Annotated in this window: 16 protein-coding genes; 5 read left to right on the forward strand and 11 right to left on the reverse strand. The window is 31.0% G+C overall.

Features of this window, described 5'->3' with window-relative positions:
- Positions 1 to 8 precede the first annotated feature (8 nt).
- The 10 genes from SFBM_RS08180 to SFBM_RS04040 form a co-directional block, all read right to left on the reverse strand.
- Entirely contained in the window at positions 9 to 662 is a 654-nt protein-coding gene (locus SFBM_RS08180) for a type I restriction enzyme subunit R domain-containing protein (RefSeq protein ID WP_050979187.1), read from the reverse strand.
- Positions 663 to 713: 51 nt separating this feature from the next.
- Positions 714 to 1,304, reverse strand: coding sequence for a DEAD/DEAH box helicase family protein (locus SFBM_RS08185; RefSeq protein WP_050979188.1), 591 nt, complete (start codon positions 1,302 to 1,304; stop codon positions 714 to 716).
- 67 nt (positions 1,305 to 1,371) lie between these two features.
- Positions 1,372 to 1,863 (reverse strand): PcfB family protein, encoded by a 492-nt coding sequence (locus SFBM_RS04005; RefSeq protein WP_014017933.1) that lies wholly within the window; start codon positions 1,861 to 1,863, stop codon positions 1,372 to 1,374.
- Positions 1,864 to 1,867: 4 nt separating this feature from the next.
- A complete protein-coding gene (locus SFBM_RS04010; protein ID WP_014017934.1) occupies positions 1,868 to 2,128 on the reverse strand; it encodes a triose-phosphate isomerase in 261 nt (86 codons plus the stop codon).
- A gap of 69 nt (positions 2,129 to 2,197) precedes the next feature.
- Positions 2,198 to 3,100 carry an Rpn family recombination-promoting nuclease/putative transposase gene (locus SFBM_RS04015; protein ID WP_014017935.1) on the reverse strand — a complete coding sequence of 301 codons (903 nt, stop codon included), beginning with the start codon at positions 3,098 to 3,100 and terminating at the stop codon, positions 2,198 to 2,200.
- Positions 3,101 to 3,144: 44 nt separating this feature from the next.
- On the reverse strand, positions 3,145 to 3,651 hold the full coding sequence (locus SFBM_RS07925) for an ADP-ribosyltransferase (RefSeq protein WP_081484486.1): 507 nt from the start codon (positions 3,649 to 3,651) through the stop codon (positions 3,145 to 3,147).
- A gap of 21 nt (positions 3,652 to 3,672) precedes the next feature.
- Positions 3,673 to 3,885 carry a hypothetical protein gene (locus SFBM_RS04025; RefSeq protein ID WP_014017937.1) on the reverse strand — a complete coding sequence of 71 codons (213 nt, stop codon included), beginning with the start codon at positions 3,883 to 3,885 and terminating at the stop codon, positions 3,673 to 3,675.
- Positions 3,886 to 4,226: 341 nt separating this feature from the next.
- Positions 4,227 to 5,192 (reverse strand): DUF6017 domain-containing protein, encoded by a 966-nt coding sequence (locus tag SFBM_RS04030; RefSeq protein WP_014017938.1) that lies wholly within the window; start codon positions 5,190 to 5,192, stop codon positions 4,227 to 4,229.
- A 121-nt stretch (positions 5,193 to 5,313) separates the two neighbouring features.
- On the reverse strand, positions 5,314 to 6,018 hold the full coding sequence (locus SFBM_RS04035; RefSeq protein ID WP_371137055.1) for an N-6 DNA methylase: 705 nt from the start codon (positions 6,016 to 6,018) through the stop codon (positions 5,314 to 5,316).
- A 46-nt stretch (positions 6,019 to 6,064) separates the two neighbouring features.
- On the reverse strand, positions 6,065 to 6,286 hold the full coding sequence (locus tag SFBM_RS04040) for a helix-turn-helix domain-containing protein (RefSeq protein ID WP_014017940.1): 222 nt from the start codon (positions 6,284 to 6,286) through the stop codon (positions 6,065 to 6,067).
- Positions 6,287 to 6,737: 451 nt separating this feature from the next.
- Between SFBM_RS04040 and SFBM_RS04045 the strand changes: the two genes are divergently transcribed.
- The 5 genes from SFBM_RS04045 (at position 6,738) to SFBM_RS08005 (ending at position 11,808) form a co-directional block, all read left to right on the forward strand.
- Entirely contained in the window at positions 6,738 to 8,804 is a 2,067-nt protein-coding gene (locus SFBM_RS04045) for a phage NrS-1 polymerase family protein (protein ID WP_014017941.1), read from the forward strand.
- 561 nt (positions 8,805 to 9,365) lie between these two features.
- A complete protein-coding gene (locus SFBM_RS04055; protein WP_014017943.1) occupies positions 9,366 to 10,259 on the forward strand; it encodes a phage major capsid protein in 894 nt (297 codons plus the stop codon).
- A gap of 125 nt (positions 10,260 to 10,384) precedes the next feature.
- Positions 10,385 to 10,588: a hypothetical protein gene (locus SFBM_RS04060; protein ID WP_041568917.1), complete on the forward strand. Its 204-nt coding sequence runs from the start codon at positions 10,385 to 10,387 to the stop codon at positions 10,586 to 10,588.
- Between the two features lie 56 nt (positions 10,589 to 10,644).
- Positions 10,645 to 10,995, forward strand: a complete 351-nt coding sequence (locus SFBM_RS08000) for a recombinase family protein (RefSeq protein WP_050979189.1) — start codon at positions 10,645 to 10,647, stop codon at positions 10,993 to 10,995.
- A gap of 141 nt (positions 10,996 to 11,136) precedes the next feature.
- Positions 11,137 to 11,808, forward strand: coding sequence for a DUF4368 domain-containing protein (locus SFBM_RS08005; RefSeq protein ID WP_242821644.1), 672 nt, complete (start codon positions 11,137 to 11,139; stop codon positions 11,806 to 11,808).
- 76 nt (positions 11,809 to 11,884) lie between these two features.
- Here the strand turns inward: SFBM_RS08005 and SFBM_RS04070 are convergent, their stop codons facing one another.
- Positions 11,885 to 13,093 carry a uracil-xanthine permease family protein gene (locus SFBM_RS04070; RefSeq protein ID WP_014017945.1) on the reverse strand — a complete coding sequence of 403 codons (1,209 nt, stop codon included), beginning with the start codon at positions 13,091 to 13,093 and terminating at the stop codon, positions 11,885 to 11,887.
- Positions 13,094 to 13,113 lie beyond the last annotated feature (20 nt).

The following is a 13,113-nucleotide window of genomic DNA, read 5'->3' on the forward strand; positions in this document are numbered from 1 at the left end:
ATCATCTATTAATGATAAAGGTTTCTAAAGATGCTTAAAGATACATTTAATTCATCAATAGGACTTTCTTGAGGGCTCCCATATTGTTTTGCTGCTTTTAGCATATTTTCTTTTATTCCTATATAGTCCACTACAAGACCAGACTTCTTACCTTCAAATACTCTGTTAACCCTTGATATAGTTTGAATTAAGGTATGTTTCTGTAATGGCTTATCAATATACATTACTGCAAGAGAAGGAACATCAAACCCAGTAATCCACATATCCACAACTATTGCAATTTTAAAATTAGAATCATTATTTTTGAACTGCTCATCTAACATTTGCCGATAGCTTGAATTACCACATAAATCAAATAATTCTTGTGGGTCATTATTTCCTTGAGTTGCCACTAAATTTACTTTAGCAAGTTTTTTTAATTTTTCTAGTTGAACTTCGTCCAGGTCATCTCTTTCAGTTTTCTTAGCAACAAACCATTCTGGCTTTATTTCTTCTAATTTTTTATAAACTAAGAAGGCTAAAGGCCTATTTGCACAAACTATCATTGCCTTTTGTACAATATTAGGTTTTTCACTACTAAGCCTTGTATAATGTTCTACAATATTATAAGCAATCTTACTTATTCTATCTGGATGACCAAGTATCTTAGTTAATTTACTCATTGCACGTTTACTTGCTTCTACTTGCTCTGGATTAGAGCCTTCTTGGACAACCTATTCGTAATACTTATCTATTTCGTTTAATTGGTTTTCTGAAACAATAACTCTAGCCAATCTAGGCTCATATTGGATTCGCATAGTGATTCCATCATCACTACTTTCTTTCATCGTATAACTATCAACAATATCCCCAAAAACGTGAATAGTTTCATCTATTGGTGTTCCAGTAAAACCTACATAGGTTGCATTTGGAAAACTATCTCTTAGATATTTGGCAAAACCATAAGTAGTTTCGACACCTTTTTCGGTATATTTTAGTTTAGAGCCAATATTAGTCTGTGTCCTATGAGCCTCATCTGAAATACATATAATATTATTTCTTTCAGAAAGTAAGCCTGTAGTCTCACAGAATTTTTGAATAGTTGTTATATAAATTCCACCACTTTGATTATTAGAAAGTTCATTATTTAATGCTTGTCTATTGGGTATAGACACGATTTTTTTATCTTTTAAGAATTTCTTTGAGTCCTCGAACAATTTACTTGTTTGTTTGCTTAAATCATCTCTATCTACAATAATAATAATTGTAGGTGCTCTAAAAACATCTCTATAATGTGTTGCCAGCATTCTTGATAAAAATAACATTGCATAGGTTTTGCCACTTCCTGTTGCTCCAAAGAAGGAATATTACTCTTCAAAATCTTAGTAAACTTCATAAACTTTTCTCCATATTCTTATTTCTAACCTTATCATTAATTAGTTTCTTAGATTTTTCTTTAAACTTGTTTATAACTTCAAGGGTTGATTCTTTTATAGCTTCTTTCTTCTCAACTTTTAAGATTGCATTTTTAAAAGCCTTATCTATAACAACTGTATCTTTTGATTGAAAAAACAAAGAATACTCATTACTCTTCTTATCTCTCATAACACTAAATTTAACTCCATATTTGTTTAAATCTTTTTTAAGCTCCTTAAAGTCCCTATCCTTAAGAGTAATACTTTCAAGTTGACCTTTCTTAACTAAATCTTTTAATGGAACTGAATTACTTTTAACTTTTTCATCTAAATAGTTTGATAATTTCTTCCCTTGTTTTTCTGCCTCTAAATTTATCTTCTTAAACACTTTAATAACTTCACTTAACACAAGTTTTGAAACTCTAACTTCCATATTTATAGCTCTATTACTTATCTCTTCATTTACCATAAAATCACCACCTTAAAATTGAATCTACCTTAAAACTCTTATAAAACTTTTCTTCCTTACTTAAATAACTTCCAAGAACATAAACTAAATCTCCATTTCTATAATTTAAACTCTCATTCCCATAAAACACGCATCTTATATACTCACTTCCTCTATTTTTAAACAATATAAATTTTGTTTCTATAACTTCTTTCTCATCTCTAAACACTTTTCTTCTCTCTATTTCTCCAAGTAAACTCCCTCTAACACTAATTTTCTTTCCCATACCTACCTTCCTAAAAAACAAAAAGAGATGCAATTTGCATCTCTTAATTATCAAAATATTAAGTTGTAATTATTTTAAATATTTTTCTGCCTCTTCTTTTGTTAAACCATACTTCTCTATTAGTTTTTTCTCTATAATTTCATCTTCAAAATCTAACTCTCTGTAAACCCCAACTAATGTTTTAATACTCTTTTCTCTTTCTTTTTTTATTCCTTCTTCTCTTCCTTTAACTACACCTTCTGCTATTCCTTCTTCTCTTCCTTCCTGTCGCCCTTTGACTACTCCTTCAGCCATTCCTTTTTCAAAGTTATCTCTTGCTATTTCTTGTTCTCTCATTAAAATCGTCATAAACTCCGCCCTCCATTCCTTGTTTTCTTTTATATTTCTTATCTTTTGTTCTATCTTCTTTACAAAATTGTTTTCATTCAACTTTTCTTTTTCAATATATTCTAAAAATGATTTTGCATCTTCACTTCTTTCTTTATAATAATCTTTCGTATTGAAAAATACTTTACTTGTTCCATCTTTTAAGTATAATTCCTTATTTTCATTACAAATATTCTCAAAAGTATATTTTGATAATCCTTCTCCAAAAGGATCAAACTTACAGATAAATATGACAATGCTTTCTTTTAAGTCTCTATAAATTTCTCCTTTTTCTATTGCGTTTAAATCTATCATTGACTGATAATATCTACTTCTCTTAGCTAAGTTCTTCTTATTTACAACTTGCATTTCTATATTGTAAATTCTGTTTTCATCTTCAACGTAAACATCTAGTCTTACACTTTTTGCATCATAATTTATGTCAATTGTCTTTTGATTATCTATGTAAGTTATTTCTCCAATCTTCTTGTCTAAAAGAATCTCGAGAGTTTCTCTACAAATTTCCTTATCTCTCATAACTTTTGAAAACATAAAGTCATTACTTAAAGTTAAACTTTCCCAAAGTTCCCACTTATCTTGCTCCATAACTAACTCCCTTTTTATTTATTATATCAAATTTTACTTTAATACTAATTTATAATTTCTAAAATTATTTTATTTCTTCCGATTTCTAAAACTTTATATTTGGTATTTCTACCAATTAACATTTCTTGTTCAAATTCAAAAGATCCATTATTTCCAATATACAAAACATTACTTCCTTTAGGTGCTCTTATTTCAACCAAAATACCATCAGAGGGATTTTTTCTATCTATTACAAACTGCTCAGCAACTTCTTTAGATAAAGAAGTACTATAATAAACTTTTTCTTGAATAATGTCATCTTCATTTAAATCTTCATAATATTTTCTCTCAGTCCCTCTATAAACAATTATATCATCTTCCAAATTATATTTAGCTATAGCACTATCTATATTTTTAATCTTTTCTTCAAGTTTAGTGTTTTGTTTAGGTTCTCCTAAGAGAAATCTATTTATTTTTTTATAGTCAACAAGAGAATACTTTCTTATTGATTTTATTTCATTTTTTGTTAAAGTTTTTAAAAGTAAACTACTTGCTTTTTCATATTCTTTAATTTCTCTAAAAGATGGATTTTTTTAATTAATATTATGAGATAACTTACTAGAAGAACTTTGTCTAACTGATAAATTAGATATTGCACTTCTTGAAACTGAACTTTTTATATTACTTGAATTTCTTTTAGATGAAAATTTTATACAACTTAGTGATTTAACATCAATTGTATAATTACAAATAATTACGCATGATGCTATTCCTAATAAAACTATTTTATTTTGAATTTTACTCATAATAAACCTATTAATTTCAATAACGCTTTATATAAAATACTATATCATATTTTTTATTATTTCTTCACACTCATGGATACATTATTTATATGAAACTTACAAAAACAAAATGTGATTAATTATTTTGATTTTAAAATATTATTTTTGCATTGTTATATCAATTTTAAGAGATTATTTTATATTTTTAATAATAAACTCTCCTATTTAATTATATATATTGTCTTAAAATCCATTTAAAGTATATATAAATTAATATACTTATTTTTTTCATTCATTCCTCTCTAATTACCTTTAAAATAATTATCTGAAATTATCCAATTTTTTTACTTTTTATTAGATTTTCACTCATCATCGTTCAAATCACAATTAACCTGGTTATTGTAATATGAACTCATGGTAAATGGTGCATTAAAAACTGTCGTGAGTATGTACGATCTTATATTTTTTATCTTGTTCATCTTTTTATCTAAACACTCAACTATGTAATCCATGTGTAAAGAATTCAGTGATAAAAATCTCTCTCTAACATATTTCATTCTCATAGGTAATTGATTTATTAATATTTCTCCTGTTTTTTGTATAAGTACATCTGCTAAAAGTTTTAAAATATCATCATACTTCTTTGCTTTAAACTTATCTTCTTCTAAAACTTTATAATAATCTGTGTTTATCCTAAGTTCTTCAAGATAATCTTCTCTATCTCTCTCATCTATCATTTCTTCACATATAGATTGATTGTTATTCTCTGTTTTAATCTCTGTAGTATTCTCTGGTAATGGTTTATTCATTTTACACAATTGCATTTGGTCATTTTGACTAAATGGATTTATACAATTTGACTCAATGCATTTAGTCATTTTGACATCTTCCATTTGGTCATTTTGACTAAATGCATTTGGTGTAGCTTCAAATCCATTTTCTTTTAACTTTTCATTTTCTAATCTTTTCTTCCTATCTTCTACTTCAAAATATAGTTCCTCTAACTTCTTATCATTTATTGTATACCATTTTGTTTTATCTCTTGGATCTTTGTTATAGTTACCTGTTATTATAAATCCACTTTTCTCTAATTTCGTAAATACTCTTCTTACTGTTTCTACACTTAAAAATTTAAAATTCTTTTCATGCCATGACTTTATAGAATTATATGTCCAGTACTTTCCATCATAATAATTCTTTCCTGCCTTCTTATTTATCTCTATCCAATAATTTATTTGTTGAAGAACTATCGCTTCATTTAATCCTATTTCATTTGCAAGTGTTGTGTTTACAACTATTGGTGAATCATCAAATAAATACATACTCATTTTTCCTTTCCCTCCTTCTTTAAAAATAAAAAGCAACTAGACAAATAATCTAATTGCTTTCTCTCTGCTTCAGTACCTCGATATATTGTTTACAATAATTACCTTTTATCTTTTAATTACTCTAAACAATATACCAGATACTTACTATTCTTATATTATTGTAGTATAAGCCTCTATCCCTTATATCTTCTAACTTATCTGCCTGTTTCATTATTATGACACGATACCCACAACAGGGGTCATAGACAGTTCCACTGTAAGGCTCTATTAACTCAGCTATTAACTCTACAACACAAGCTGGTGTGTAGAATTCTCCATCTTCTTTTGAACTTGCGACAGCATAACTCTGAAGAAAATATTCATATACCCTTCCAATTAAATCTTCTTCTTGAAACTTTTCCTCATTTATCTTATTGATTTCATCTATTAAGTTTTTTAGAGTTCTGATATCTGCACCTAAATTACTATAAAAGTTAGAAAGTAACGCTCCTTGTAAAGGTGGGTTATCTTTTTCAATATCTGCCATTGCAGTATCAAGTTTTACAGCAATGTCATTACTATTTGCTTCTTTTACGATATATGACCATCTACAATGTGGTTGTAAGTAAAAAACATTTTTCGCCAGATAAAAAGACTTCTTCTCCAAAAAGGTAGGTATATCACCATATTCCTCTTTTATTTCTGCATATCTTTTTTCAAATTTATCTCCAGCAAACTTTACAAATACAAGACCTATTACAGCATCTCGGTTTTTCTCTGTTCCTCCAGCACCTCTAAGTGCATTTCTACAGTTAAATAAAATAGATTCTAATGTTTGCTCTTTTATTTGATTGTTTTTTTAGCCATAAAACTTCTCTCCTATAAACTATATTTTAATTAGTAAATTCAATCTTATCTCCATTAGACAAAACAAAGGACTGCTGATAAATTATACCTAGTACATCTGCTATTTTTATAAGATCCTTTTCTCCTATTGTTCCTCTTTTTAATTTGGCATTAAAATTTTGAGGTGAATAGCCTATACGTCGTGCAAGTTCGGAAACACTTATTCCCATTCTTACACACAAAACTTTTATTTGCTCTGATGTATCCATAACACACCCCCGTAAATATCTTGCTTTATATTATAAACGATTTTATTGATAACTTCAATTAAGAAATAATAAAAATTAATTTAGCGTCAAATATAACCAAACAAAACATTAGTTAAAACTCAGTAATACCCATCAACCTACTTTCTAATGAAGGTAGGTTTTTATATTTTCTTTTTCAAATACCTCAACTTTTATCCTTTCTCGTGGCTATTAGGTAGGAGGTAATTTTATTTTCATTTTCTACTACGGATTTTTGCTCCTGCTGTCCTTTAGATAGTGGTAGTAAAATTTACCTCCTAACCTCCAAATAAAAACTGTACCTTGACAATTGAATACCCCAGAGCATGAATAATACTTTTATATGAATATGCCATGACGAAATTTCCGAGCGTATCTTTGACTGTATACGAGACTGTGTCGAGCAGGACAAGTCCTTAGGAAGGATAGTGTTTTGGGCTTAATTAATTTTAAGGAGGTGAAATGTCTGAAAGATAAATACGAAAACTTACCTCAATACCTTAAGGACAAGGCTGGGTTTTGCCTATGGAAGAGTGAAGTTGGCAAAGGTAAAGTTCCCTACCAAGTAGATGGTAAAAGGGCTAAAGCTAATAATATTTCTACCTTTACAGACTTTAAGGATGCTCTATGTGTAGTAAATAAGTTTGATGGTCTAGGCATTGGTATCTTTAATAAGATATCTGCCATTGATATAGATAACTGTATAGATGCTAGTGGTAACTACTCGGATTTAGCCAAAGATGTAATGGGCATTTTTAAAGATTCATATATAGAGAAAAGTCCATCTGGAAAAGGAATAAGAATCATCTTTCTAATAGATGGCTTTTCTTATGACAAGAGCCTCTATTATATCAACAATCAAAAGCTAGGCTTAGAAGTTTATGTTGCAGGTAGCACCAATAAGTATGTGACTATTACTGCCCATGTAATTAACCAAGGAAAGATCATTCAAGCTAATGACAAGCTTCAAGTTTTGCTAAATAGGTATATGCAAAAACCAAAGACTAATACAGGCATAGCAAATAAAGAAAGCAGCTCTTTCTTATCCGATAGTTCGGTTATAGAAAAGGCAACTGCATCTGCTACAGGAACTAAGTTTAAGGCTCTATGGAAAGGCGGTACAAGTTCTTATCCTTCCCAGAGTGAAGCTGACCTTGCTCTATGCTCCATCTTAGCTTTCTGGTGTGGCAGAGACATTAATCAAATGGATAGGCTCTTTCAGCAAAGTGGTCTAATGCGTGATAAATGGCATAGAGTTCAGTCTGGCTCAACCTATGGCCAGATAACTTTAGAGAAGGCTGTTACAAACACAAAAGAAACCTATAATCCTATGGGCAAGAATTCATCTGCTAGTGAGGACTTTATGGCAGACAAGCTTATGGATTTATGTAAGATGGAGCCTTTTAAGAACCCTAGATATTACAGTAACGATATTGGCAACAGTAATCTTTTTGCAGACTTCTATAAGTCCGTAGCAAGGTATGTGCCAGAGAGAAAGAAATGGTTTGTATATGATGGCAAAGCTTGGAGGAGCGATACAGGAAATTTAAAGGTTATGAAACTATGCAAGAATCTAGCAAATCAACTCATATATTATGCCCTTTCAATAAAAGATGAAAACCTTAGAAAAAGCTATATAAAATCAGCTAGCAAGTGGCAGGAAAGAAGAGCAAGAGAAATTATTTTAAGAGATGCTGGAGATGTCTATCCTTTATCCATGTCTGAATTTGATAAGGATATCTATCTGCTCAACTGCTTAAATGGGACTCTTAATTTAAAGGATGGTAACTTTTATCCCCATAAAGCCAGTGACTATATAACAAAGATAGCAGGAGTAAATTATGACCCTAAAGCTGTATGTAATCGTTGGATAGATTTTGTTGATGAGGTTATGTGTGGTGATAAAGAAAAGGCAGAGTTTTTTCAGAAAAGCCTCGGATATGCTTTAACTGGTGATACCCGTTATGAAAGTATGTTTATTTTATTTGGAGCAACTACTCGTAATGGCAAGGGTACATCCATGGAAACCTTCCTAAATATTTGTGGAAGGGTGAAGATCATTCCCTTTGAAAGGCACTTTGAAGAATGGGAGCAGGACAAGAACCTAAAGAGTCTCTTTTCCAAGGAAGAAAACCTAAGTGGTATTTTAAATTGGGTTATTGAAGGTTATAGAAAACTTCAAACAGATGGCTTTAAAGTTCCTGCTACTGTTAGGCAGGCTACTCTTGACTACCATAAGGAAAATGACAAGATAGGACTATTTGTTGAAGAAAGACTTACCAAGGATGCGAATGCAGAAGAAAGGACATCTGCTCTTTATTTTGCTTATCAAAATTGGTGTAGGGATAATGGCTACTATACAGAAAATGTTAGGAACTTTAAATCTTCTCTAGCTAGTATAGGAAGAATCGCTAGGAAGAGACCAAAGGCTGGTGGAGGCATGACCACACTATTAATAGGCTACAAGTTAAATGATGATTTCACAGATTTTCTAGAGTAAAAGAAAATGTAGCAGATGTAGCAGGTAAAAAGGTAATTCCCTTATGAGAAAGCAATATATGAAAGCTCTGCTTTTTCCTGCTACAAGTGGCTACAAAAATCTAAAGCCTTGTTTTTAAGGCTTTTTATTGTGGAAAAGAAAGGAGGAAAACCATGAGAACATTAAAACTGGTAAGAGAAGGCGGAGTATTAAAGCCTAGACATTTCTATGGTAATTCATTAAGAATCGCTTATGAGTGTGGTTGTGACTATTACATGACAGATCATGATGACCACAGAGCAAGAGTTCATCGTGCAAATTCTAATGACTACACAGACTTAGAAAGCCTTTATGTCTGTTGTCCTAAGTGCATAAGCAAAATGGTGCCTATTCATTCTTCATTTAACAATGACAATACTCAAGTCTTTAAGTGTGTCATATGTGAAGGTATTAGGGGTAGGGACTAGTAAATATCTAAAACTTTTAAAGACGGACAGCGGCGTGGGGCATCGTGTAAAAAAACGCAGTTTCAAACAAAGTAATAGGCCTAGACCTAAATAATAATTAAATGGAGGAAAGAATATGTTAAACACAAGAATTTATAATCAAGCATTTTGTAGCAAAATGAGAGGCACTTTGGTAAATCATGATGATTTAAAAGAAGGCCAAATAGATGGAGGTTTTCAGCTTCCTAATGATAACCTAGACAAATTCTATAAGGCTCTAGAAAAAGATAACCTTTTTAGAAGGCTTGCAACTGTTCTTAGCCTAACAAATCTTGAAGGTACAGTTCATGCTACTACTTCTACAGGCAGTGCTGGGGTTGTAGAGGAAGGAAATCTTATCCCAGAGGATGGAGATAAGTTCACTCAGTTTCCTGTAAGGTCATATAAGATTGCTAGTATAGCAAAGCTTAAGGAATCATTTGTGTCCAATAATAACTTTAATCTAGAAAAATATCTAAATACTGATTTTGCTAGAAGATTTGGTAGAGCTAAAGAAGATTTATTCATCAATGGTAATGGAACAACAGAGCCTACAGGCATCTTATCTGTTAGTGAATCAATAAATGCTAAGGCTACTAATATATTATCTTATGATGAGATAGTGGAACTGTATTTTTCAATAGAAGTAGAATACAGAAAAGATGCTGTATTTATTATGAATGATGAAACAGCTTTTTATCTTAGAACATTAAAAGATGATGATGGTAACTATTTATGGAATTCTAATAATGATACGATCTTTGGTAAAGAAGTTATTACATCTCCCTATATGCCAAGTATTGAATCTGGCAAACAGCCTATTATCTTTGGAGATTTATCCTTCTACTGGGTAATTGAAAGAAAGCCTTTAGCTATACAGGTATTAAGTAAACTATACAAAAATCAAGGTCAAGTGGGCTTTATAGGCTATGAGAGAGTTGACGGTAAGCTTATAAGACCAGAGGCAGTTAAAACAATTAAGATGGCTTAAAAACATACGAACCCTTTAGCTTAAAAATGAGCAATAGCTAAAGATGTATATGTATAAATTATTCCTAAGCACTGAACCCAAATCTGGGCTCAGTGCCTAACTCTTTAAAAGGAAGGAGTGGTTTTGTGATTAAAGATGAGAAATTTAGGACTAGCAAAAAAGAAATAGCTGGTACTACCTATATAGTTGAATCTGGGGAATGTGAAGAGGCTAAAGAAACTCCCTATTCTAAAATTGAAAGGTTAATTTCAAGTAATGCTAAGGAACTAGAAAAAGCAAGAAATAGCTTAGAAAGATATAAGAAAATTAGCTCGACTAGTCAGGGATAGTATTGTAATATACACAGTGCTAACCGCTTGAAGGCTGTCGGAAAGGATGGATGAAAATGTTTAGACAGTTAAATAAGGTAAAGACACATATGGTTAGCACTGGTAATAGAATTACAGCCCTTTACTGCAGACTATCAAGAGATGATGAATTATCTGGTGATAGTAATAGTATTAAAAATCAGAAGGCGATTTTACAAAAGTATGCAGATGATAATGGCTTGAAAAACACAGTATTCTATATAGATGATGGCTTTAGTGGCACTACTTTTGATAGGCCAGACTTTAATCTTATGATTAATGATATAGAAGCTGGGAAAGTAGAAACTGTTATTATTAAAGATATGTCTCGTTTTGGAAGAAATTATCTAAAGGTTGGCTATTACCGAGATAATCTTTCCCGAAGCTGACGTAAGATTCATAGCCATAAACAATGGGATTGACAGTGCTAATCAAGAGGATAGCGATTTTACTCCCTTTTTGAATATCATTAGATTAGAGAAGGCAAACGCAGACCTTCAAGGCTTGGTGAGATGGGTATCTTGTCTGGAATGATGTTTTGTGCTGATTGTGGTAAAAAACTCTATCAAGTAAGAGGCAAAACCATACCTAAAGAAAGAGAGCATTTTGTCTGCTCTACCTATCGTAAGGTTAAAGGTGGTTGTTCTTCTCATCAGATAAGAAACATAATTGTGGAAGAACTGCTTCTGGAGGACTTGCAAAAGATAGTAGCTTTTGCTAAAAATCACGAAGCTGAATTTGTAAAATTAGTTATGCATAAAACTGAGCAGAATTTGCTTAAGGAGCAAAGGCAAAATCAAAAGGAGCTAGATGAAGCTGTAAACAGAATATCTGCCCTTGATACTATTATTGGCAAGCTCTATGAAGACCATGTCTTTGGTAAGCTAACAGAAGATAGGTTTATTAAGATGTCTTCTGACTATGAAAAAGAGCAAGAAGAACTAAAAGAGAAAGTAGAATTTCTTAGTGAAAAAATAAAGACTGTCAAAGACCAAGCTTTGAATACAGATAATTTTCTAAAGCTAGTAAAAAAGTACACTGAGATTGAAGAACTTGATGCAGAAATTATTAGGGAATTTGTGGACAAGATAATCGTCTTTAAAGCTGAGAAAATAAATGGCAAAAGACAGCAGAAAATAAGGATATACTATAACTGCATTGGTGCTATAGATATTCCTAATACAGAAAGCAAAACGGCATAGCCGATACAGCCGACTATGCCGAATTATTTAAGAGATTATAAATCCCTATGGTAAAGCACCATTAACTCCCCTTTTTTTATTTTGAAGTTTTGAATTCCTTATTATTTATTATTCTATTTAATATCAATCCAACAATAGCTGCTAGACTTAATCCTGTTATAGATACATTTGAAGTTATTGGAATACCGATTGATATCCCCTTATTTCCTAAATAACTTGTTCCTATTCCTATTATTAAAATAGATGCTATTATTATTAAATTTCGTTTATTTTTAAAACATTTGCTATCTTTTATTGTTTTTGCTCCTATAAAAGCTATCATTGAAAATAACATTATACTTATCCCACCCATAACTGCTGATGGTATACTTTGAAGAAATGCACCAAATACTCCTATGAATGAAAGAAGTATTGCGTATATAGCAGTAAATCTTAATAAAGATGGGTTATAGTTTTTGGTAATTGCTAGTACTGCAGTATTCTCTCCATATGTTGTATTTGCAGGTCCTCCTATAAGACCTGATATAATTGTAGCAAGTCCATCTCCAAGTAAAGTTTTATTTAATCCTGGATCTTCTATAAAGTTCTTTCCAACAACTGTTCCATTAGTTGTCATGTCTCCTACATGCTCCATAAATACAGCTATTACTATTGGCGCAATTATTATTATTGCTTCCAAACTAAATTTTGGTAATGTAAAATTTGGAATTTGGAATAAGTTAGCGTTTAATATAGAAGTTATATCAATTTCACCAAAAATTAAACTTATTATATATCCAGATGTAACAGCAAGTAAAATTCCTAGTTGTTTTATAAATCCTTTACCATACACATTTATTAATATTGCTATACTTAGTGTTATTATAGATATCATTAAGTTTTCTATTGCCATATCAATAGCACTAGGCAATAAATTAAGACCTATAACGGCAATCATAGCACCTGTTACTTGAGGAGGAAAATATTTTTTGATTTTATCGATACCGATAAATTTAATTAGGAAGGAAAGTATAACATATATAAGACCAGCAATAATGATACCACCTTGTGCAAAAGCCCTATCACCATTTGAAATTTGATTTGCTGATATAACGACTGGTATGAATGCAAAACTTGAACCTAAAAATACTGGAACCTTACCTTTTGTACAAAGGTGGAAAATTAAAGTCCCAAGACCTGCACAAAATATTGCAACAGATGGATCGAACCCTGTAAGTATTGGAACGAGTACCGTTGCACCAAACATAGCTAGAAGATGTTGAATTGACAAAATAAAATTTTTCATAAGAAACCTCCTTATAATCA

Source organism: Candidatus Arthromitus sp. SFB-mouse-Japan, from assembly GCF_000270205.1.
Taxonomy (GTDB): domain Bacteria; phylum Bacillota; class Clostridia; order Clostridiales; family Clostridiaceae; genus Dwaynesavagella.